General features: G+C 73.3%; 22 protein-coding genes. 13 read left to right on the top strand and 9 right to left on the bottom strand.

Annotated elements, in window-relative coordinates:
• Nucleotides 1–16 precede the first annotated feature (16 nt).
• Nucleotides 17–436 (bottom strand): SGNH/GDSL hydrolase family protein, encoded by a 420-nt coding sequence (locus tag AC0KTA_RS36745; RefSeq protein ID WP_481052514.1) that lies wholly within the window; start codon nt 434–436, stop codon nt 17–19.
• Nucleotides 437–831: 395 nt separating this feature from the next.
• On the opposite strand from AC0KTA_RS36745, the gene AC0KTA_RS36740 reads away from it, so the two are divergent.
• The 4 genes from AC0KTA_RS36740 to AC0KTA_RS36725 all read left to right on the top strand — a co-directional run bounded on the left by AC0KTA_RS36740 (nt 832) and on the right by AC0KTA_RS36725 (nt 5,326).
• Nucleotides 832–1,650 (top strand): ABC transporter ATP-binding protein, encoded by an 819-nt coding sequence (locus AC0KTA_RS36740; RefSeq protein ID WP_481052513.1) that lies wholly within the window; start codon nt 832–834, stop codon nt 1,648–1,650.
• On the top strand, nt 1,647–2,996 hold the full coding sequence (locus AC0KTA_RS36735; RefSeq protein WP_481052512.1) for an ABC transporter permease: 1,350 nt from the start codon (nt 1,647–1,649) through the stop codon (nt 2,994–2,996). The genes AC0KTA_RS36740 and AC0KTA_RS36735 overlap by 4 nt, the downstream gene beginning before the upstream one ends.
• 73 nt (nt 2,997–3,069) lie before the next feature.
• Nucleotides 3,070–4,620 carry a sensor histidine kinase gene (locus tag AC0KTA_RS36730; protein WP_481052511.1) on the top strand — a complete coding sequence of 517 codons (1,551 nt, stop codon included), beginning with the start codon at nt 3,070–3,072 and terminating at the stop codon, nt 4,618–4,620.
• 37 nt (nt 4,621–4,657) lie between these two features.
• Nucleotides 4,658–5,326 (top strand): response regulator, encoded by a 669-nt coding sequence (locus AC0KTA_RS36725; RefSeq protein WP_481052510.1) that lies wholly within the window; start codon nt 4,658–4,660, stop codon nt 5,324–5,326.
• 16 nt (nt 5,327–5,342) lie between these two features.
• Here AC0KTA_RS36725 and AC0KTA_RS36720 read toward each other — a convergent pair whose 3' ends face one another.
• Both AC0KTA_RS36720 and AC0KTA_RS36715 read right to left on the bottom strand, forming a co-directional pair.
• On the bottom strand, nt 5,343–5,837 hold the full coding sequence (locus AC0KTA_RS36720; protein WP_481052509.1) for a winged helix-turn-helix transcriptional regulator: 495 nt from the start codon (nt 5,835–5,837) through the stop codon (nt 5,343–5,345).
• 90 nt (nt 5,838–5,927) lie between these two features.
• Nucleotides 5,928–6,524, bottom strand: coding sequence for a CGNR zinc finger domain-containing protein (locus tag AC0KTA_RS36715; RefSeq protein WP_481052508.1), 597 nt, complete (start codon nt 6,522–6,524; stop codon nt 5,928–5,930).
• A 64-nt stretch (nt 6,525–6,588) separates the two neighbouring features.
• On the opposite strand from AC0KTA_RS36715, the gene AC0KTA_RS36710 reads away from it, so the two are divergent.
• The 3 genes from AC0KTA_RS36710 (at nt 6,589) to AC0KTA_RS36700 (ending at nt 8,597) form a co-directional block, all read left to right on the top strand.
• Nucleotides 6,589–7,815 (top strand): MFS transporter, encoded by a 1,227-nt coding sequence (locus AC0KTA_RS36710; RefSeq protein WP_481052507.1) that lies wholly within the window; start codon nt 6,589–6,591, stop codon nt 7,813–7,815.
• A 66-nt stretch (nt 7,816–7,881) separates the two neighbouring features.
• Nucleotides 7,882–8,094, top strand: coding sequence for a hypothetical protein (locus AC0KTA_RS36705; protein ID WP_481056741.1), 213 nt, complete (start codon nt 7,882–7,884; stop codon nt 8,092–8,094).
• Nucleotides 8,094–8,597, top strand: coding sequence for a hypothetical protein (locus tag AC0KTA_RS36700; RefSeq protein WP_481052506.1), 504 nt, complete (start codon nt 8,094–8,096; stop codon nt 8,595–8,597). Before AC0KTA_RS36705 ends, AC0KTA_RS36700 begins: the two co-directional genes overlap by 1 nt.
• 69 nt (nt 8,598–8,666) lie before the next feature.
• Here AC0KTA_RS36700 and AC0KTA_RS36695 read toward each other — a convergent pair whose 3' ends face one another.
• Nucleotides 8,667–9,284, bottom strand: a complete 618-nt coding sequence (locus tag AC0KTA_RS36695; protein WP_481052505.1) for a TetR/AcrR family transcriptional regulator — start codon at nt 9,282–9,284, stop codon at nt 8,667–8,669.
• A gap of 110 nt (nt 9,285–9,394) precedes the next feature.
• On the opposite strand from AC0KTA_RS36695, the gene AC0KTA_RS36690 reads away from it, so the two are divergent.
• The 3 genes from AC0KTA_RS36690 to AC0KTA_RS36680 all read left to right on the top strand — a co-directional run bounded on the left by AC0KTA_RS36690 (nt 9,395) and on the right by AC0KTA_RS36680 (nt 12,492).
• Nucleotides 9,395–10,879, top strand: coding sequence for a cytochrome P450 (locus AC0KTA_RS36690; protein ID WP_481052504.1), 1,485 nt, complete (start codon nt 9,395–9,397; stop codon nt 10,877–10,879).
• A gap of 123 nt (nt 10,880–11,002) precedes the next feature.
• On the top strand, nt 11,003–11,374 hold the full coding sequence (locus tag AC0KTA_RS36685) for a hypothetical protein (RefSeq protein ID WP_481052503.1): 372 nt from the start codon (nt 11,003–11,005) through the stop codon (nt 11,372–11,374).
• Complete coding sequence (locus AC0KTA_RS36680; RefSeq protein ID WP_481052502.1) at nt 11,371–12,492, top strand: glutathione S-transferase family protein; 1,122 nt, start codon at nt 11,371–11,373, stop codon at nt 12,490–12,492. The genes AC0KTA_RS36685 and AC0KTA_RS36680 overlap by 4 nt, the downstream gene beginning before the upstream one ends.
• On the opposite strand, the gene AC0KTA_RS36675 is transcribed toward AC0KTA_RS36680, so the two are convergent.
• Complete coding sequence (locus AC0KTA_RS36675) at nt 12,388–13,617, bottom strand: MFS transporter (protein WP_481052501.1); 1,230 nt, start codon at nt 13,615–13,617, stop codon at nt 12,388–12,390. The genes AC0KTA_RS36680 and AC0KTA_RS36675 overlap by 105 nt on opposite strands.
• A 125-nt stretch (nt 13,618–13,742) precedes the next feature.
• Nucleotides 13,743–14,195, bottom strand: coding sequence for a carboxymuconolactone decarboxylase family protein (locus AC0KTA_RS36670; RefSeq protein WP_481052500.1), 453 nt, complete (start codon nt 14,193–14,195; stop codon nt 13,743–13,745).
• A gap of 47 nt (nt 14,196–14,242) precedes the next feature.
• Here AC0KTA_RS36670 and pdxR point away from each other — a divergent pair, with 47 nt between their 5' ends.
• Nucleotides 14,243–15,712, top strand: coding sequence for a MocR-like pyridoxine biosynthesis transcription factor PdxR (gene pdxR / locus AC0KTA_RS36665; protein ID WP_481052499.1), 1,470 nt, complete (start codon nt 14,243–14,245; stop codon nt 15,710–15,712).
• A gap of 106 nt (nt 15,713–15,818) precedes the next feature.
• On the opposite strand, the gene AC0KTA_RS36660 is transcribed toward pdxR, so the two are convergent.
• The 3 genes from AC0KTA_RS36660 to AC0KTA_RS36650 all read right to left on the bottom strand — a co-directional run bounded on the left by AC0KTA_RS36660 (nt 15,819) and on the right by AC0KTA_RS36650 (nt 18,693).
• On the bottom strand, nt 15,819–17,027 hold the full coding sequence (locus AC0KTA_RS36660) for a glycosyltransferase (protein ID WP_481052498.1): 1,209 nt from the start codon (nt 17,025–17,027) through the stop codon (nt 15,819–15,821).
• Entirely contained in the window at nt 17,024–17,902 is an 879-nt protein-coding gene (locus AC0KTA_RS36655) for a MerR family transcriptional regulator (RefSeq protein ID WP_481052497.1), read from the bottom strand. The genes AC0KTA_RS36660 and AC0KTA_RS36655 overlap by 4 nt, the downstream gene beginning before the upstream one ends.
• A gap of 137 nt (nt 17,903–18,039) precedes the next feature.
• Entirely contained in the window at nt 18,040–18,693 is a 654-nt protein-coding gene (locus tag AC0KTA_RS36650; protein WP_481052496.1) for a helix-turn-helix domain-containing protein, read from the bottom strand.
• A 144-nt stretch (nt 18,694–18,837) separates the two neighbouring features.
• Between AC0KTA_RS36650 and AC0KTA_RS36645 the strand changes: the two genes are divergently transcribed.
• Together AC0KTA_RS36645 and rpmF are read left to right on the top strand one after the other, a co-directional pair.
• Complete coding sequence (locus tag AC0KTA_RS36645) at nt 18,838–19,203, top strand: DoxX family protein (RefSeq protein ID WP_481052495.1); 366 nt, start codon at nt 18,838–18,840, stop codon at nt 19,201–19,203.
• A gap of 93 nt (nt 19,204–19,296) precedes the next feature.
• Complete coding sequence (rpmF, locus tag AC0KTA_RS36640) at nt 19,297–19,467, top strand: 50S ribosomal protein L32 (protein ID WP_481052494.1); 171 nt, start codon at nt 19,297–19,299, stop codon at nt 19,465–19,467.
• Nucleotides 19,468–19,474: the final 7 nt, after the last annotated feature.

The following is a 19,474-nucleotide window of genomic DNA, read 5'->3' as shown; positions in this document are numbered from 1 at the left end:
GGGAGCTGTGTGCCCCTTACCGGTTGAGGACCTGCTCGACCTTGTCGGCCACGCGCTCGACCTGGATGTCGCGGCCCCTCTCATTGGGGTGCGCGTACCACGGGAGCCACTGGTCGCCGCTGCCGATCTGGGAGTTCTCCAGCAGGCCCCCGATGCCCCGGTTGACGCCGTCGCACGCCGTGTTGTTCCCGGTGTGGTCGTAAAAGTCCACGAAGTCGGCACCGGCGTCCGCGACGGCCTTCTTCATCGTGTCGTCCAGCCGCTTCTGGATCTGGTCCAAGACGGGCATGGCGTCCTTCGGGATGTCGGCGAGCGGCAGCTCGGTCTGACCGGGCGCCGGGGTCAGGCACTTCTTCGTGTCCTCGGGCACGAGCCGGGGGTAGCCGACCAGGACGGGCTCCGCGTCGGGGGCGAAGTACCTGATGCGTTCGAACATCTCCTCCAGGTCCCATCCGACCCGCTCGAACTGATCGTCCAGCCACTGCTTTCCGTCCCCGGACGCGAGGAACTCGCCGCACTTGGCGGCCGGTTCGTCCCCAGAAGACGGCCGGTACGGGGTCGGCGGGCGCCGCGTCGGCGCTTCCCGCCGGGCCGGTGAGCGCCAGGCAGCTGCCCAACGCGACGGCCGCGGCGGCCAGTCGCCGTACCACCGGAGATTTCGTCGTCTTACGCATGGCCGAAGACATGCCTGTGCCCTTTCGTCGAGGCCCACGAGGAGAGGCGAACGAGCCGGACGTAAGTTCATCGTGCGGGGTTCGGAAGAACCGAACCCCCTTTTCCGGGGGAGCGCGCCATTGTGGCTCTGAGCTGCGAATTCGTAGCGTCGATGGCATGAACAACGTGCTTGAGCTGGAGCGAGTCAGCCGGTCCTACGGCAGCGGTGAGCGTGCGGTGCACGCGTTGTGCGAGGTGGACGTCCAGGTGCCACGGCACTCGCTCACTGCTGTGATCGGCCCGTCCGGCTCGGGCAAGTCGACGTTTCTGCAGTGCGCCGCGGGTCTTGACCGGCCCACCTCCGGGGTGGTGCGCCTCGGCGGCCGGGTGATCAGCGAGATGACGGAGCGCGGCCTGTCCCGGCTGCGGCGTGCACATGTCGGGTTCGTCTTCCAGTCGTTCAATCTGCTGCCCGCGCTCACCGTGCAGCAGAACGTGCTGCTGCCGCTCCGGCTCGACGGGCGGCGCCGCGATCCGGCCCGCGCGCGGGAGTTGCTGGCCCGGGTCGGCCTGGACGGACGTGCGGACGCCCGTCCCGGCGAGCTCTCGGGCGGGCAGCAGCAGCGGGTGGCCATCGCCCGGGCCCTGATCACCGAGCCCGAGGTGGTCTTCGCCGACGAGCCGACCGGGTCCCTCGACCAGGAGACCGGCGCCGAGATCCTGAACCTGCTGCGCGAGGCGGTGGACCAGCAGGGGGCGACCGTCGTGGTGGTCACGCACGATCCCGCGGTGACGGCCCGGGCGGACCGGGTGCTGCGGCTCGCCCAGGGGCGGCTTGTCCAGGGACGCCTTGTCCAGGACAGCGGGGCCGAAACCGACGCCGCGAACGCCGCAACCCTCGCCACGAACGCCGAAACCGTCGACGCGACCGCCGCAACCGTCGCCCCGAACAGCGTCGCGCGCGCCGCCGCGGCAGCGGAGGGGCAGGTCCGATGAGCGTCCTGCGTCCCACCGGTCTGGCCACCGCGGCCGTCCGCTCCCGCCCGTCCGCCCTGGCGGGTACGTTCGCGGCGCTTGTGCTCACCGCGACCGTGGTCACCGCGTGCGTCGCGCTGACGGTCTCGGCGTCGACCGCGCCGCCGGGGGCCGATGCGGCCGCCCGCGCACAGCTCGCCGAGCTCTCCGACATGGGCATCGCCTTCAGCCAGATGATGGCGTATCTGGGCATCTTCGTGATCGGCCAGGTGATGGCGCTTGCGGTGGCTCAGCGCCGGCGGGAGAGCGCCCTGCTGCGCGCGATCGGCGCCGAGCCCAAGCAGGTCCGCAGGATGGTCGCCGTCGAGGCGCTCGGTGCCGCGCTCGCCGCGCTGCCCGTCGGATACGGGCTCGGGGCGCTGCTCGGCCGCTGCTGGCTGGACGGCCTGGTCGCGCACGGCATGGCCCCGGCCGGTGTCTCCTTCCGTCTCGGGTGGCAGTCGCCGGTCACCACGGGCGCGGTGCTGCTGGTCTGCGCGCAGCTCGGCGGTCTGATCGGGGGCTGGCGGGCGTCCCGTGCCCGGCCGTCGGCGGCGCTCGCCGAGTCCCTGGTCCAGGGCGGTGAACGAGCGGGCAGGGTACGGGGGTTGGCGTCCCTGGTCGCCCTGGCCGGTGCGGTCGTGGTGACCGTGGTCGCGGCCGTGGGCCCGGCCGAGGACGCGGGCGAGGTGATCCCGGTGGTCGTGTTCGCCTACCTGATCGCGATCGGCCTCGCCGGGCCGTGGATCGGGCGGTGCACGATCGCGCTGTGCGCCCCTCTGCTGCGGGCGTTCGGCGGGGCGCCCGGGGAGCTGGCGGAGGCCGGCACGCGGGCGAGGGCGCGCCGGCTGTCCGCGGCGATCACCCCGGTCGCGCTGGTCACGGCGTTCGGGGTGGCCAAGTTGTCCTCGTTCACCGGATCCGGGGAAGGGTCCGGGGACTGGGGTGAGGTCTTCGGCACGCTGCTGTACGTCGGCTTCGCCGGACTGGTCGCCGCCAACACCCTGGTGATGGTGACCCTGGAGCGGCTGCGCGAGTTCTCGCTGCTGCGCGCGGTCGGCGCGGAGCGGCGGCAGATCGTCCGGATGATCGCGACCGAAGGCGCGATCGTCACGGTGGCCGGGGTCGGCGCGGGGGTGGCCGTGGGCTGCGCGGTGATGCTGCCGCTCGGCGCCCGTGTCGGAACGCCGCTGAGCGGGGTGCCGGGCTGGGCCTGGCTCGCTGTCGCGCTGTGCGGGGCGGTGCTGGTCGGACTCTCCTCGGGTGCGCCCCTGCTGCGGATGCTGCGGGTGCGGCCGATGGACGGCCTGACCCGCCACAGCAATTGACGGCCCTCCAGGAGAGCGGTCGGTGACAATGAGAGCCGCTTCGAGGCGGCGTGCCACGCCGAGAGAGACGACCATGAACCCCCCACCCCACCAGCAACCCCCTGACCGCCCTCGGCCCGCCGAGCCCACCTCGGACACCCCCTCCGAGCCCGCCTCCGACACCCCCGCCGAGTCCGACACCCCCGCCGAGCGGGCTCCCGGCACCGGCGGCGGGCGCGGCTTCGAGACCGGCGGCGGGGCGGCGCCCGATGGCTCGGCGCAGCGGCGCCCACGGACGCGACGGCTGACGCGGGGCCTGCTCCGCATGGCTCTCGGCACGCCGCGCGAGGCCGCGTACGCGCTGCTCGCACCGCTGCCCGGGATCTTCTGCGGGACCGTGCTGCTGCTCTTGCTCGCCTCGGGTCTGCTCGGGGCGGTCGTCCTGGTCGGCCCGGTGCTGTTGGTCGCCGTACCGTTCGCGGCGCGCGGCGCCGGGGCCGTGCACCGCGCGCTGCTCGGCGGACTCCTGGGCGAGCGGATCCAGCCACCGCCCCGCCGGCCTCGCTCCAGCGGCGGGCCGCTGGCACGCGCCCGTGCCGCGCTGAGTGACACCGACGGCTGGCGCTCCGCCGCCTTCACCCTCGCCTTCCTGCCGGTCGCGGCACTCCTGCTGCTGATGCTCGTGACGATTCGCCTGTACGGACTCATCACGCTGACCTATCCGCTCTGGTGGTGGCTGGTCCCGTCGGACGACGGCCGGCGCGGTCTCGGACTCGGCTTCGGCGGCGTCCAGCTCGACAACTGGCCGGCCGCGCTGCTGACCGGCCTGGCCGGTCTCCTGCCGATGGCGCTCGCCACCTGGTGCACCCGGGCGCTGCTCGACCTGGCCGTCCGGCCGATGGCCCGGGCCCTGCTCGGGCCCGGCCGCCTTGAGGCCCGCGTCCACGTTCTGGAGGACACCCGCGCGCTCGCCGTGCAGGACTCCGCCGCCACCCTCCGCCGGATCGAGCGCGACCTGCACGACGGCGCCCAGGCGCGGATGATCGCGGTGGCGATGACGCTCGCCCGGGCACGCGAGCGCCTCGCCCGGGTGCCCGGTGCGGAGCCCGAACTCGCCTCCGGGCGCGAGCTGGTGGACACCGCGCTCGCCGAGTCCAGGACCGCGATCGGCGAACTGCGCGAACTCATCCGCGGCATCCACCCGCCGGCCCTCGACGACGGTCTCGACGTGGCCCTGGAGACCCTGGCCGCACGGGCCGGGATCCCGGCCACGGCGGAGACCGAGCTTCCCCTGCGGCCGCCGGAGGCGATCGAGTCGATCGCCTACTTCTGCGCGGCCGAGCTGCTCGCCAACGCCGCCCGGCACTCCGGAGCCACCGCCGTCCGGATCGGGGCGCGCATCGAGACCGCGCCCGCCGGAGCCGTACTCCGGCTCACCGTCCGGGACGACGGCCGAGGTGGCGCGCACCTGGGCCTGCACAGCGCGACACGGGGCGCCGGCGGAACCGGGCTCGCCGGCCTCGCCGAGCGGATCAGTACGGTGGACGGACGGCTGCTGATCGTCAGCCCCGATGGCGGCCCCACCACCATCACCGTCGAACTGCCTTTCCCCGCAGCGGGTCCGACCCCAAGTCGGACGTCCTGACGGGGGCACGGTGAATCCCGTAACCAGGGGAGAGTGCATGCCACCCACCGCACCGCTGCGGGTCGTCGTCGCCGAGGACGCGGCCGTCGTCCGCGAGGGCCTGGTGCAGCTCCTGCGCGACCGCGGCTTGGACGTGGTCGCCGCCGTCGGCGACGCCGGGGCCCTGGTCGCCGCCGTCGAGGAGCAGCGCCCGGACGCCGTGGTCGCCGACATCCGGATGCCGCCGACCCACCGCGACGACGGCCTGCGCGCCGCGCTGGAACTCCGCGAGCGCCATCCGGACCTCGGCGTGCTGCTCTTCTCGCAGTACGTCGAGACCCGATACGCCGACCGGCTCGCGGCCGGCGGCCTCGCCGGACTCGGCTATCTGCTCAAGGAACGCGTCGTGGACATCGACGAGTTCGTCGACGCGCTGCACCGGGTCGCGGACGGCGGCACGGCGCTCGATCCGGAGGTGGTCACCCAACTCCTGGCCGCGCGCCGCACGGCCGAGGCACTGGCCCCGCTCACCGGACGGGAACGCGAGGTGCTGTCCGCCATGGCCGAGGGCCGCACCAACGCGGCCATCGCGGACACACTCGGCGTCTCCCGCCGGGCGGTGGAGAAGCACACCGCCGCGATCTTCGACAAGCTCGGCCTGCCCCGAACCGACTCCCAGCACCGGCGCGTCCTCGCGGTCCTGCACTACCTCGACCGGCTCGACTGAACTTCAACGCCACCCCCTAGGCGAACCTCTTGCGCACCTCGGCCCGTTCGGCCAGGCGGGACGGGAAGCCAGGGCCCATCCGGGGGCGGGTGTCCTCGGAGGTCATCGGCTCCTTGCAGTGCGCGCACACCACCTCGGCGGTGCTGTCGTGGCCGCACGGCTCGTGGCGGAAGACGACCGGTGCGCCGTCGTCGCCGCTGAGCCAGCGGTTGCCCCAGCTGTTCATGGCGGCGAGGACACCGAAGAAGTCGCGGCCCTTCTCGGTGAGTACGTAGTCGTGGCGCACCGGTTCGCTCTGGTACGGGCGCTTCTCCATGAGGCCCTCGTCGACGAGGCGCCGCAGGCGGTCGGCGAGGGTGTTGCGCGCGATGCCCAGCTCCTGCTGGAACATGTCGAACCGCGTGACTCCGTAGAACGCCTCACGCAGCACGAGCGGCGTCCACCAGTCGCCGAGCAGATCCATGGTGCGCGCGATGGAGCAGGGCCAGTTGGCAAAGGATGTCCGCCTCATGGGGTCAGCATAGAAAGGGTTCGCGCATGCGTACGCCCTCCGGCGCTCACCGGACACTCACCGTGCACCCGGCCGTGTGCCGCCGCGGGCTCAACTCCCGTCGGAGCGGCGCTCCTTGGCGCGGCGGTGGCCGGCCACCCGCTCGCGCGTCGCGCACCGCGGCGAGCAGTAGCGACGCGTCGTTCCGCTGCCGCCGGTGACGTACACGTTGGCGCAGGTCGGTGACGCACACAGGCCGCCGGGAGGCCGCTGCCGGTCCCAGACGAGGACGGCGAGCGCCATGCAGGACGACGCGAGGAACCACTCCGCCCACGGCGCGTCGTCGTCGCCGTCCAGGTGGATGTGCCACGGGGTGCCGCCGCCGTGCGCGGTGAGCCGGACCGGGCCGCAGCCCTCGGCCAGGAGCCGGTTCAGGCGGGCAGCGGCCGTGTCGACGTCGGGGGCGGCGAAGACCTCGCGCAGCCGCGCCGCCACCGCGCGCATCTCCCGCACGTCCGCGGCGGACACGTCCAGCGGGACGTCCTCGCCGTACTCGCGCAGGACCGCTTCGACCGTGCCGGTCCCGGGCTCGTCGGCACTGAGGGCGTTGACGAGCGCCGCGGTGCGCTGCGCGGACCGCAGCACGGAATGGCGGGTGGACCACTCGTCCTTCGACGGCCGCGCGCCGTCGTCGTTCGGCTTCTTCACAAAGGTGAGGGTAACGGAGTAACGCCCATGGCTTCGTCTCCCGTTACGCTGTAACGTGATGTGAATGTCAAGACGTTACAGGATGGTGTGGTACCTCACGGGAGCCACCGCCGCGCGCGCCGGTGACGAGATGTCGGGTCCCGCGCTGCTCCTGGTGGGTCTGTCGGTGACGGGGTCGCCGTCCACCGCGTCGGCGCTCCTGTCGGGGATCACCGTCTCGGCCGCCGTGGGCGGGCCGGTCTTCGGGGCGATGCTCGACAGGGCGGTGCGTCCGGGGCGGCTCCTCGCCGGTGCGCTGGCGGCGTACTGCCTCGCCCTGCTCGTCATCCTGCTGAGCCTCGGGCGGCTGCCGCTGCCGGTCGTCCTCGCCGTGGCCGTGTGCGGCGGGCTGCTCGGGCCCGCGCTCGCCGGCGGGTGGACCTCGCAGCTCCCGCGCGTGGCCGCCCCCGAGGGCCTGCCGCGCGCCAACGCGCTCGACGCGCTGACGTACGACTTCGCGAGCCTGGCCGGTCCGGCCCTGGCGGGCGCGGTCGCGATGGTGTCCGGCGCTTCGGCGAGCGTCGTCGTGTCCCTCACCCTGATCGCCCTCGCGCTGCCGACGGCGTGGACGCTGCCGCGGAATCTCCGGGCCGCCCCTCACCCGCATCCCCGGCCGGTCGTCGCCGATCTGGTGGCCGGCTTCCGCGCCATCGGCCGCACCCGGCCCCTCGCCCGCGCGACCCTCACCTCCGTCCTGTCGTACGTCGGCGTCGGAATGCTGGTCGCCTGCACTCCCCTGCTCGGCGAACGGGCCCTCGGCGACACCGGATCGGGGACGTTCCTGCTGGCCGCCCTCGCCGCCGCGTCCCTCGCCGCGAACGCCCTGCTCGCCAAGCGCCCCGGACTGCTGCGGCCCGACGCGACGATCCTGGCCAGCACCCTCGCCCTCGGCGTCGCGCTGCTCCTGGCCGCGACCGTGTCGCCCCTCGCGCTGTTCGCCGCGATGGCGGTCGCCGGAGCCGGGGCGGGCCCGCAGCTCACGGCGCTCTTCGCGGTACGTCACCGGGAGGCCCCCGCGCGTCTGCGCGGCCAGATCTTCACCACCGGCGCCAGCCTGAAGATCACGGGGTACGCGATCGGCGCGGGCATCGGCGGCCCCATCGCCACCTGGTCGCTCTCCGGTGCGCTCGTCGTGGCGGCGGGGTTCGAAGTCCTCGCCGCGCTGGGCTTCTGGGCACTCAGCGCGGCTCGCCCCGGGCCGCAAAAGGGACACACACATCGCCCCACCCAGGGAACTCGTACGTCACCCTGACGCGCCGACGCCACACGGCTCCCACGCACACGTACGGCCGTAACGTCCGCTTCGTCTCGACGAGCCGTGCACCAGCCCGGAACCATCGTCTGCGCCATTCGGAAGATGATGCCCGAGGAGCGGGCGGAAGCACGCAACATGAAGAAGTACGGCAACCCGCTGGGACCGACGGCCGACCAACAGTACGCAAGGTACGGGAGCTGGGCGGCCGTGATCGAGGCGGCGGTGCGCAGCAGCGCCGCCGTCGACCAGGAGCTCGGACTGGAGCGCCGCAACTGATGCCTGCCATGGGAAACCCCGCCGCACCGCCGTCCGCGGTCGTGCTGCAGGACTACGACCGGCACGGCCGTGTCTGGTCGCTGGACACCGCGACGGGCCTGCTCACGCCCGCGTCCGGCCGCTGCCACGGTTTCGTCCATCTCACGGACGCCTCCCGGCGCGGCGACGCACCCGTCGCGGCCGCCCTGTACGCCACGGGGGCAGGCGGCACAACGCTCTGGCTGCAGTACGGGCCGCAGTGGTGGGACTGCTCCTCGGTCACGGTGCGGCAGGCGTCCGAGCCGGACGGGTACCGGCTGTTCACCGTATTCGGGGTGCGCGGCCCGGAGCTGGAACTGCGCTACCCGGCACCGGATCCCGGGCCCGCCGACCCGACGTACGACTGGATCGACACCGTCGCGGACGACTTCTTCCTGTGGGCCGCCGAGCGCCTCGCCGACGACGCCGAGGACGCCCGGCAGGCCCTGACGGAACACTTCGGCACGGGATTCCTGCCCGCGTGAGTCTCAACGCGCAGCGAACCGGCGGGAGTCACGAAGGCGCAGCCCGCGTCGCTCCTGCCCCGGCGCGCGTCACGAGTCCCGCGGCAGGATCGCCCCGAACAGAGCTCGCGCGCACAGGTCCCGCACCTGTGCGCGCGTCAGCTCCGGCTCCTCCAGCCACTCCAGGCACACGGCGACCATGAAGGCGAGCCAGCCGCGCACCGCCAGGCGCACGGCGGGCAGCTCGGCCGTCAGGGGCGCGGTCTCGGGGTCCGCGGCGAGGGCGGCGAGGATCCGGCGTTCCTGGGCGGCGAGACCTTCGCGGTAGACCTCGCGGACCACGGGATCCCCGGCCGCCTCCGCGCGGTGGAAGGCGCGGAAGCCCTGGGCGTGGCCCTCCACGTACCCAAAGAAGGCGTCCAGGCCGGCGCCGAGCTGCTCGCGCACGGGCAGGCCCGGCTCGGCGGCCGTCAGGCGCAGCATGCGTTCGCTCTCGCGGCGTACGACCGCGGCGAAGAAGTCCCGCTTGGTCGGGAAGTAGTGGTACAGCAGCCCGCGGGAGACGCCCGCGATCTCGGCGACCCGCTCGACCCAGACGTCGTCGTACGGATTCTGCGCGAACAGCCGCGCCCCCACGGTCAGGAGCTGCTCCCTGCGCTCCTCGGTGCTGAGCCTGCGGCGCGTGCGCTCCTGCGGGTTCGCGGCCATGCCCGCAGCTTACTTGACGTCGGTTCAACAACAGGACCAGACTGGAAGCCCGTATTGAATCCACGTACAACAGGCGCCAACGGGCCCTGTGCGCAAGGGAGATGGCGGCCATGGCACAGAAGACGGAGCCGGCGCGGCCGACGGGAAGTGGTGGGCCGGGGCGCGGGGACCTGCCGAAGGGTTTTCGCGGCGCGGAGGCCGGCTGGCCCCAGTTGCGCCGCATACCGCACCCGCCCCGCCGGGTGCCGCTGGTCGGCGACGTGCTCGGCGTGAACCTCCGCACCCCCGTGCAGGATTCGATGCGCATCGGCCGCAGTCTCGGGCCCATCTTCCGCCGCAAGGCCTTCGGCAAGGAGATCGTCTTCGTCTGGGGCGCGGGGCTCGCGGGCGAGCTGGCCCACGAGGCGCGGTTCGCCAAGCACGTGGGGCTCGGGGTGGCCAATCTGCGGCCCGTCGCGGGAGACGGCCTGTTCACCGCGTACAACGACGAGCCCAACTGGCAGCTGGCGCACGACATCCTGGCGCCCGGGTTCAGCCGGGACGCGATGGCGGGCTATCACCCGCTGATGCTCGACGTGACCCGGCGGCTCATGGCGCGCTGGGACGGTGAGGCGGCCGCGGGGCGGGCCGTGGACGTCCCCGGGGACATGACGAAGCTGACGCTGGAGACGATCGCCCGCACCGGCTTCGGGCACGACTTCGGCTCCTTCGAGCGGACCCGGCCGCACCCCTTCGTGACCGCCATGGTCGGCACGCTCTCCCACGCCCAGCGCCGCAACCTCATGCCGCCCGCCCTCGCGCCGCTGCTCCTGCGCGGCGCCGACCGGCGCAACGCCGCCAACAGGGCGTATCTGAACCGGACCGTGGACGAGGTCGTCGCGGCCCGGCGCGCGGCGGACGCCTCGGGCGCCCGCGGCGACCTGCTCGACCGCATGCTGGACGTCGCCCACCCCGACACGGGCGAACGGCTGTCTCCGGAGAACATCCGCCGTCAGGTCATCACCTTCCTGGTGGCCGGTCACGAGACCACGTCGGGTGCCCTGTCGTTCGCGCTGCACTACCTGGCGCGCCACCCCGACGTGCTCACCCGCGCGCGGGAGGAGGTCGACCAGGTGTGGGGGCAGGCGGAGACGCCGGGGTACGAGCAGGTGGCCAAGCTCCGTTACGTACGCCGCGTGCTCGACGAGTCGCTACGGCTGTGGCCCACCGCGCCGGCGTTCTCGCGTGAGGCCCGGCAGGACACGGTGCTCGGCGGGGTGCATCCGCTGCGGCGGGGCGCCTGGGCACTGGTCCTGACGGTGCTGCTGCACCGGGACCCGGAGGCGTGGGGCGCGCGGCCGGAGGAGTTCGACCCCGACCGGTTCACGCCGGCCGCGGTGCGCGCCCGGCCGCCGCACGTCTTCAAGCCGTTCGGCACCGGCGCGCGGGCCTGCATCGGCCGTCAGTTCGCGCTGCACGAGGCGACGCTGGTGCTCGCGCTGCTGCTGCGCCGCTACGACCTGGTGCCGGAGCCCGGCTACCGGCTGCGGGTCGCCGAGCGTCTGACGCTCATGCCGGAGGGGCTGCGGATGCGCCTGGTGCGCCGGTCCGGGTGACGCCGCGGTGGCCTTCCGCGGGGCGGCGCGCGTGGTGGTTGAAGGGCAATTGTCAGACCCGTGCGCAAGAGTGGGAGTTGCACCTTCGACCCATGGAACCCGCGCGTTAAGGAGCCAACCGACATGACCGGCACGACGTACCCCGAACTGGCCGCCGCGCAGGCGTGCTTGCGGCTGCTGCACACCGCACGCGCCGCCCTGGACGGACCGGTGACGGCGCAGACCGCGGCGCTGCTCGCCGTGCCGATCGCGGACGCCGACGAGGCGCTGCGGCGCGCGGGCCTCGCGGGCAACGAGGCCGCGCTGCTGAACAGGATCTACGACCTCGCGCCGCCCGGCCCGACTCCCCGGTCCGACGACGCGGCGCATCCTCCCGTGTCCGCCGACGCCGCGCATCCTCCCGCCGACACCCCCATGCACCCTCCTGCCGACACCGGCGGGCCCGCCGGGCCCGCGCCCGCCCCGGCCTCGCGTCGCGAAGGGAGCCTGCGGTGAGCGCAGCGGAGCAGCAGACGGCGGCGAGCAACGAGGCGTACGGCAAGAAGCCGTTCAAGCGCTCCCGGAGCCACTTCACCGACCGCGTCACGGCCGACGGCCGGGACGGCTGGCCGGTGGAGGCCGGGCGCTATCGCCTGGTGGTGAGCCGCGCCTGCCCCTGGGCGAGCCGCGCGCTCGTCTCCCGCAGGCTGCTCGGCCTGGAGGGCGCCCTCTCGCTGGCGGTCGCCGACCCGATCCAGGACGACCGGAGCTGGCGCTTCACCCTCGACCCGGACGGCCGCGACCCGGTCCTCGGCATCCGCTATCTCAGCGAGGCGTACGACGCACGCGAGACGGACTATCCCGGCGGTGTGAGCGTGCCCGCGATCGTGGACGTACCGAGCGGCAAGCTCGTGACGAACGACTACCAGCAGCTCACCCTGGACCTCGCCACGGAGTGGACGGCCCTGCACCGCCCCGGCGCCCCCGATCTGTACCCGGAGCCGCTGCGGCCGGAGATCGACGACGTGATGGAGGGCATCTACCGAGACGTCAACAACGGCGTGTACCGAGCCGGTTTCGCCTCCTCCCAGAGTGAGTACGAGGACGCGTGCCGGGATGTGTTCCGGCGGCTTGAGGAGACCTCGCGGCGCCTCGCCGACCGCCGCTATCTGGTCGGCGACAGCATCACGGAGGCGGACATCCGCCTGTTCACGACGCTGGTGCGCTTCGACGCGGTCTACCACGGCCACTTCAAGTGCAACCGCTGGAAGCTGACCGAGGACCCGGTGCTGTGGGCGTACGCGCGCGATCTGTACCAGACCCCGGGCTTCGGCGACACGGTCGACTTCGACCACATCAAGCGGCATTACTACCAAGTGCACACCGGCATCAACCCGACCGGCATCGTGCCCCTCGGGCCGGACCTCGCCGGGTGGCTGACGCCGCATCACCGGCAGGAGCTCGGCGGGAGCCCGTTCGGGGCGGGGACGGCGCCGGGACCGGTGCCGCGCGGCGAGGCGGTCTCGGGGTCACTTGCTCCGGCCGTCGGCCGTTCCACGCCCGCGCCCGCGCACGAGCAGCGTGAGGAGCGCGAGTCCGCAGCCGATCCACAGGACGGCGGTGAGGGGCAGTGACTCGACGGTCAGGCCGCCGAACAGGGCGCCCAGGGCGATGGACAGGTTGAACATCGAGACGTACAGCGACGAGGCGGCCTCCGTGGCCTCGGGTGCGGCATCGAGGATCCAGGTCTGCAGGGTGACCGGGACCGCACCGTAGCCCAGGCCCCACAGGACGAGCGCTCCGGCGGACATGGTGGCGCCGCCGGACGTCAGGGCGAACAGGGCCATCGCCGCGGCCAGGACCACGGCGATGGCCCCGACGGTCCGCCTCAGGTGCCGGCCGATCAGTGCCCCGGCGGCGAAGTTGCCGCAGATGCCCGCCACCCCGAAGACCAGCAGGAGCAGGCTGATGCTGCCGTCGTCGACGCCGTGGTCCTGCAGCAGGGGGCGGACGAAGGTGTACGCGATGAAGTGACCCGTGATGACCAGGAACGTCATGGCGATGCCCACGCGTACACCGGCGTTGGACCGGAACACGCGCGGCAGGTCGGCGAGTGTGACGGTGCGCTCCGGAGGGAGGGCCGGCAGCAGGAAGACCATGCAGACGAGCGCCAGCAGACCCAGGGCGCCGACGACGGCGAACGCCGTGCGCCAGTCGCTGAGATCACCGATGAACGTACCCGTCGGGACACCGAGCACGGAGGCGGTCTCCACACCGCCGAAGATCACGGCGGTCGCGCGCGGAACATGCCTTTCCGGGACGAGGCGCAGCGCGATGCCGCCCGCGATCGACCAGAACCCGCCCACGCTGACGCCGATCAGGAAGCGGGCGACCAGGACGAGAGCGAAGCTCGTGGCGAAGGCGGAGGCCAGGTTGGCCGCGCCGACCAGGCCGATGAGCAGGATCAGCACGAGGCGCCGGTCGACGCGGCCGGTGGCCACGGTGACGAGCGGCGCCGAGAAGGCGGCCACAAGGCCCGGCACGGTCACCATCAGCCCGGCCGTGCCCTCGGACACGCCGAGGTCGGCGCCGACCGGTGTGAGCAGACCCACGGGCAGCAGCTCGGAGGTCATCAGCGAGAAGATGCCCAGCGTCACGGCGAGGACGGCGAGCCATCCCTTGAGTGGCGAACGCACTTCTGTATCCGGCGAGTTGGCGTCCGCATCCGGTGAGTCGGCGTCGGTGGCTGTGACGGTCATGGTCCGTACGTCCTTTCGGAACTTCGGAGATGTCGGGGATTCGGAAAGCGGGGTGTGCCTGGACATGCCACGGGCGGTGGCCGACCTGCGGGGCGGCCACCGCCCGTGGTGAGGGAAGGACCCGGTTACTCGGTGCCGGGGGTCTTGCGAGTGCTGACGTTCATCCGGTTCCACGCGTTGACGGTGAAGATCAGCGCGATGAGCTGGGCCAGCGTCTGCTCGTCGAAGTACTGGGCCGCTTCGTCGTACACGCTGTCCGGGACGCCTTCGGGCAGCACGGTGACCGCCTCGGTCAGGGCCAGCGCGGCGCGCTCCTCCGCGGTGTAGAGGCTGGACTCCTGCCAGCCGCTGAGCTGGTAGATGCGGTCCTCGCTCTCGCCCGCCTTGCGGGCGTCACCGGTGTGGTAGTCGATGCAGTACGCGCACCGGTTGATCTGCGAGGCACGGATCTGCACCAGCTCCAGCAGCACCGGGTCGAGGCCCTGGCGGGCCGCGGCGTCAAGGGCGAGGACGGCCTTGAAGACCTTGGGGGCGACGGTGGCGAAGTTCATGCGCTGGGGAATCTCAACTGTTGTCATGCCATGAACCGTAGGAGCCGGATAGCCCCAGGGTATGGTGCATTTCCATGGCGAATCGATGGGGCAATTCGGTACGAGGGCGTGAGCCGGACCAGGCAGCGGAGCCCGAGTCGAGCACCTCCGCCCCGGGGGCCGGTGCCGACCTCCACCTGGAGCTCTCCGGCGAGGGCACCCTCCGCGAGCAGCTGATGCACGCCCTGCGCGAGGCCATCGGCTCCGGCCGCCTGGAACCCGGCACCCGGCTGCCCCCGTACCGGAGCCTGGCCAAGGATCTGGGCATCGCCCTCAACACCGTCGGCGAGGCGTACGGCGAGCTGGTCGCCGAGGGCTGGCTGACGGCACGTCAGGGGTCGGGCACCTATGTCGCGCGGCGCAGCACTCCCCTGCCCCCGGACCGCTCCCGCCGCTCCGCCCCGTCGCCGCGCCGCCCGGCCCACGACCTGATGCCCACCTCACCGGACGCCGCCACGTTCCCGCGCTCGGCCTGGCAGACCTCCGCACGCCGCGCCCTCAACGCGGCGCCCAACGACGCCTTTGGCGTGGGCGATCCGCGCGGCCGCCCGGAGCTGCGCACTGTGCTCACCGCATACCTCGCGCGGGCCCGCGGCGTGCGCACGGCCCCGCACCGCGTCATCGTCTGTGCCGGTTTCGCCCACGCGCTCAGCATGCTGGCCGAGGTCCTGGACGGCTCGGTGGCGGTCGAAGCGTACGGACTCGACTTCCACCGCTCCTTGCTCACGTCGGCCGGACGGCGCGCGGTCCCCCTTCGGGTGGACGCGGAGGGCGCCGTCATCGACGAACTGCCCGGCACGGGTGCCACCGCCGTTCTGCTCACGCCCGCCCACCAGTTCCCCACCGGCGGCCCTCTGCACCCCGAGCGCCGTGCCACCGTCGTCGACTGGGCACGCGCCCATGGCGGGCTCGTCATCGAGGACGACTACGACGGCGAATTCCGATACGACCGCCAGCCGGTCGGCGCCGTCCAGGGCCTCGATCCGGACCGCGTGATCTACCTCGGCTCCACCAGCAAGAGCCTGTCCCCCGCGCTCCGCCTGGGCTGGATGGCCGTGCCCGAGCACCTCGTCGCCGACATCCTCGCCGTCAAGGGCCCCCGCGAGCTGTGGACCGGGTCCCTGGACCAGCTCACCCTCGCCGACTTCATCGCCTGCGGCGCCTACGACCGGCACCTGCGCCGGGTGCGGCTGAACTACCGCCGCCGACGCGACCGGCTCGTCGCCGCCCTCGCCGCGCAGGCTCCGCATATCAAGGTCAGCGGTATCGCCGCCGGGCTGCACGCCGTCCTCGAACTCCCGCCCGGCACCGAGCCGGACGCGGTCCGCGCGGCGGCCCGCCAGGGGCTCGCCCTCGACGGACTCGCCCCCTACCGCCACCCCGACAGCACCATGCCGCCCCGCGACGGCCTCGTCATCGGCTACGGCACCCCTCCCGAGCACGCCTTCGACGCCGCCCTGCACGCCCTCTGCCTGGCCCTGAGCGTCGCCGATCCCACGAAGTAGCCCCTCGCCGATCCCACTCGGGAGCCCGTCGCCGATCCCACGCGGGAGCCTTTCCGATCATCCCGCGCATGACACAGATTCGCCCCCGCACGACTCGGCCTCAGCCTCAGCCGAGCCCTTCGACGGCCTTGGCGACCCGGCCCGCTCCGTCCTCCGCCGCCATCGCGCGGGCGACGGCTCCGGCGGCGGACGCGTACGAGTCCTCGCGCACCGCGCGGCCGAGCGCGTCGGCGAGACGGTCCGCGGTGAGGTCCTTGAACGGGACCGGAGCGGGGGCGGCGCCGAGCGCGGTCAGGCGGGCGGCCCAGAAGGGCTGGTCGGCGGTGACGGGTACGGGCACGGCCGGGACACCGGCGCGCAGTCCCGCCGCCGTGGTGCCCGCGCCCGCGTGGTGCACCACGGCCGCCATACGCGGGAAGAGCAGGGCGTGCGGGAGTTCGCCGACCGTGAGGATCCCGTCGCCGGAAGCGGCCAGACCCGCCCGGCCGGACTGCAGCACGCCGCGACGCCCGGCGCGGCGCAGTGCCGCCACGGCGAGCTCGCCCAGGCGCTCGCCCTCGCCCGCCGCCATGCTCCCGAAGCCGATGAAGACCGGCGCTGGGCCGGAGCCGAGGAAGTCCTCGACGTCGGGCGGCAGTTGTGCGGCCGGGTCGTGGTACGGCCACCAGTTGCCGACGACGTCGAGCCCGGCGCGCCAGTCGGACGGGCGTCGTACGACCGCCGGACTGAAGCCGTGCAGCACCGGCCAGGCCTCTCGTTCCCGGCGGGCCCGGACGGCGGCCGGGGCGACGGCGGGCAGGCCGAGGCGGGACCGCAGGTCCCTGACCGCGTCGGCGTAGACGCGGTCGACCATCCGCAGCGAGAAGCGGGCCATGGCCCGGTTGCCCCAGCCGCCCAGGGAACGGGCACCGCTCACCACGGGCCCGAACTCCCGGGTCGGATGGGTGGGCTGGAGGTACGCGCCGATCGTCGGCACGTCGAGGGCCTCCGCGAGCTGCCAGCCGAGCGGCGCCGTCGTCGTGGACAGGACAAGCAGCTCGTCGCCCTCCTCGACGGCATCCGCGAGCCCGGCGCCGAGATCGCGTACGAAGGCGCTCGCCGTTCGCATCAGCTCACGCCGTCCCGCCCCCGGGCCCGGGGCTCTCGCGTCGGCGGGCAGCGGACGGAACCGCAGACCCGCGCCGCGCACGAGCGGCGCGAAGCTGTCGTGGGTGGCGAGCGCGACGTCGTGGCCCGCCGCGCGCAGGCGGGCGCCGAGGCCGGTGTACGGGGCGATGTCGCCGTACGAACCGGCGGCGGTGAGCAGAATCCTCATCGGCCGTCACCTCCACGCGCGCCGCCCGCAGGGTCACCATCCCTGGAACTCTCAACCTCAGGTTTAGCTTTAGCCTCACGTCGGTCACGTCGGCCTTGAGTGTCGCCGCGTACCTCGGCGGCATTGGCGCGGACCGCCTCGCGCAGATAGAAGGCGAGCCCCGGACGCTGCTGCGAGGGCGGTATCACCAGGGCGAACGCCCGCGCGTCGGTGACGAAGTCGTCGGCGATGCGCAGGTGCATGTCGGGCGGGCAGTCGGTGAACCAGCGGCTGATGTGCTGCCGGTGCTGCTCGGCGAGTTCGCGGGCCCGCGGGCCGTCGGCGGGCTCGTGGGCGTCGACGGCCGCGAGGATCCGGTCGCACCAGGCCGCGGCCTCGCCCATGATGCGGGCCCAGTCCTCCTTGGAGTGCGCGGCGGCCCGGGCCATGGCCTCCTTGTGGCCGGCGCTGCCCTCCCACTTGAGCTCGGCCTCGGTGGCGTAGCTCAGGTCGAAGGTGATCTCGCCGAAGACCTCGAACCGTTCGCGCGGGCTCAGCCGGACGCCCGTCCGCTGCACCTCCATGGCGCGCTCGGCGACCTCGACGAGCCGCTCCAGCTTGCCGATCTGCTCGCGCAGCGCCCGGCGCCGGGCGCGGAGCTGGTCGAGGGCGTTGGCCTGCGGGTCCGTGAGGATCTCGGCGATCTCGTCGAGCGCGAAGCCCAGTTCGCGGTAGAAGAGGATCTGCTGGAGCCGGGCCAGGTCGGGGTCGCCGTACAGGCGGTAGCCGCCGGGGCTGCGCTCGCTGGGTGTGAGCAGTCCGGTCCGGTCGTAGTGGTGCAGGGTACGGACCGTGACTCCGGCGAAGCCGGCGACCTGCCCGACGGTGTAGCTCATGATCGTCGCCCTTTCGTCGCCGTACAGCGTGCAGCCTGACGTGACGTGAGGGTCAACCGGCAGCGGCGGGCGGTGCCGGACGCCGGTGCCGTGTTCAGCGCGGCAGCAGCGACGCGGGGGGGGGCGGCCGACGAGGTTCAGCGCGGCAGCAGCGACGCGGGGGTGCGGCCGATGAGCGTGCGCGCGGTGCGGGTGAGGTGGGCCTGGTCGCAGAAGCCCGCGGCGCCGGCCGCGTCCGCGATGGCTCCACCACCGTCCACCAGCGTGCCCACGGCGGTACGCAGCCGTCGCCACCGGCGCATCACCCCGAGCGGAACTCCGACCTCCGCCCGCACCAGTGCCCGCAGTCGCGTCGGGGAGAGGCCGACTTCGGCGGCGACCCTGTCGAGCCGGTCCGCCCGCGCGCTGCTCCGCACCGCGTGCAGGACGCGCGGGTCGACGGGGGCGGGCGGCCCGGTGAGGGCGAGGAGTTCGCGGCGCAGCGCGTCGACGTCCACGCGCGTGCCGTGGACGTCGGCGTCCGCGTACCGGCCGGGCGCACCGGCGTCCGCGTACGCCCCCGACGCCTCGGCCAGCCGCCGCACGCCCCGGGCGTCCAGCCACGTCGGCCCCGACCGGTCGGCCCGCACGCACCACGGGTCCAGGAAGACGGCGACGAAGCCGGCCGAGGTGGCGCACGTGTGCGCGTACTGCGGCGGCACCAGCACCCCCGCGCCGACCCTCCCGTCCACGCGCACGTCCCCGCGCACCGGCAGGACGACCTTCCACGCCGGATGACGGTGCCGAGTCACCTCGTACGCACGGGACTCGGCGAAGACGGCGGCCCCGCCTGCGACGGCGAGCAGCGGAACCCGCCCCGACCCCGCGCAATCGTTCTGTTCAAGGCAATCGTTCCGTTCAATACGCCGCCGCAGCCGCGCCCCGATCATCGGCGCATGTCGACCCTCGCGGCCCTCGCCCTCGCCCTGTTCCTCGCCACGACCGCCCTCGCGCACTTCGCGTTCCCCGCCTACTTCCGTTCCCTGGTCCCCGTGTGGCTCCCGCATCCCGCCATCTTCGTCATCGGCAGCGCGCTGGCGGAACTCGGCACCGCCTTGCTGCTCGCCGCGCCGCACACGCGTGTGGCGGGCGCGTGGACGGCTGCCGGGCTCCTCACCGTGTTCCAGGTCTCGCACGTCGACGCCGCCTGCCGTACGCGTACGCGCTCCGGAGCGCTCAACAGCCCGTGGGGGGTCGCGGCGCGGCTTGCGGTGAACGCGGGCTACATCGCGTGGGCGACGGCGGTGGCGCTCACCGCGTAAGGGCACTTTTTGTTAATGGGATCCATTTTCATGTAGCCTCTGGCCGTCCCTGACCGGCTCCCCCACCCGCACCCACCACCCCTGGAGGACCCCATGGCCGTACCCAAGCGGAAGATGTCCCGCAGCAACACGCGTCACCGCCGCGCGCAGTGGAAGGCCAGCACGTCGCAGCTGGTTCCCGTGACGGTCGACGGCGTCACCCATCTCGTACCGCAGCGGCTCGTGAAGGCGTACGAGCGCGGGCTGATCCAGCCGGGGAGCTGAGCACACT

The sequence above is a fragment of the Streptomyces sp. Y309 genome, assembly GCF_056712025.1.
Note: the sequence above shows the minus strand (reverse complement) of the source record. Positions and strands in the feature narration are given on the sequence as shown.

Excerpts from the sequence above, each read along its gene's own strand:
- AC0KTA_RS36745 (WP_481052514.1), bottom strand. The coding sequence starts at position 436 with ATGTTCGAACGCATCAGGTACTTCGCCCCCGACGCGGAGCCCGTCCTG.
- AC0KTA_RS36735 (WP_481052512.1), top strand. The coding sequence starts at position 1,647 with ATGAGCGTCCTGCGTCCCACCGGTCTGGCCACCGCGGCCGTCCGCTCC.
- AC0KTA_RS36675 (WP_481052501.1), bottom strand. The coding sequence starts at position 13,617 with ATGACCGTCACAGCCACCGACGCCGACTCACCGGATGCGGACGCCAAC.
- AC0KTA_RS36710 (WP_481052507.1), top strand. The coding sequence starts at position 6,589 with ATGTCAAGACGTTACAGGATGGTGTGGTACCTCACGGGAGCCACCGCC.
- AC0KTA_RS36685 (WP_481052503.1), top strand. The coding sequence starts at position 11,003 with ATGACCGGCACGACGTACCCCGAACTGGCCGCCGCGCAGGCGTGCTTG.
- AC0KTA_RS36670 (WP_481052500.1), bottom strand. The coding sequence starts at position 14,195 with ATGACAACAGTTGAGATTCCCCAGCGCATGAACTTCGCCACCGTCGCC.
- AC0KTA_RS36645 (WP_481052495.1), top strand. The coding sequence starts at position 18,838 with ATGTCGACCCTCGCGGCCCTCGCCCTCGCCCTGTTCCTCGCCACGACC.
- AC0KTA_RS36655 (WP_481052497.1), bottom strand. The coding sequence starts at position 17,902 with ATGAGCTACACCGTCGGGCAGGTCGCCGGCTTCGCCGGAGTCACGGTC.
- AC0KTA_RS36730 (WP_481052511.1), top strand. The coding sequence starts at position 3,070 with ATGAACCCCCCACCCCACCAGCAACCCCCTGACCGCCCTCGGCCCGCC.
- pdxR (WP_481052499.1), top strand. The coding sequence starts at position 14,243 with ATGGCGAATCGATGGGGCAATTCGGTACGAGGGCGTGAGCCGGACCAG.
- AC0KTA_RS36695 (WP_481052505.1), bottom strand. The coding sequence starts at position 9,284 with ATGGCCGCGAACCCGCAGGAGCGCACGCGCCGCAGGCTCAGCACCGAG.
- AC0KTA_RS36720 (WP_481052509.1), bottom strand. The coding sequence starts at position 5,837 with ATGAGGCGGACATCCTTTGCCAACTGGCCCTGCTCCATCGCGCGCACC.
- rpmF (WP_481052494.1), top strand. The coding sequence starts at position 19,297 with ATGGCCGTACCCAAGCGGAAGATGTCCCGCAGCAACACGCGTCACCGC.
- AC0KTA_RS36740 (WP_481052513.1), top strand. The coding sequence starts at position 832 with ATGAACAACGTGCTTGAGCTGGAGCGAGTCAGCCGGTCCTACGGCAGC.
- AC0KTA_RS36660 (WP_481052498.1), bottom strand. The coding sequence starts at position 17,027 with ATGAGGATTCTGCTCACCGCCGCCGGTTCGTACGGCGACATCGCCCCG.
- AC0KTA_RS36725 (WP_481052510.1), top strand. The coding sequence starts at position 4,658 with ATGCCACCCACCGCACCGCTGCGGGTCGTCGTCGCCGAGGACGCGGCC.
- AC0KTA_RS36700 (WP_481052506.1), top strand. The coding sequence starts at position 8,094 with ATGCCTGCCATGGGAAACCCCGCCGCACCGCCGTCCGCGGTCGTGCTG.
- AC0KTA_RS36690 (WP_481052504.1), top strand. The coding sequence starts at position 9,395 with ATGGCACAGAAGACGGAGCCGGCGCGGCCGACGGGAAGTGGTGGGCCG.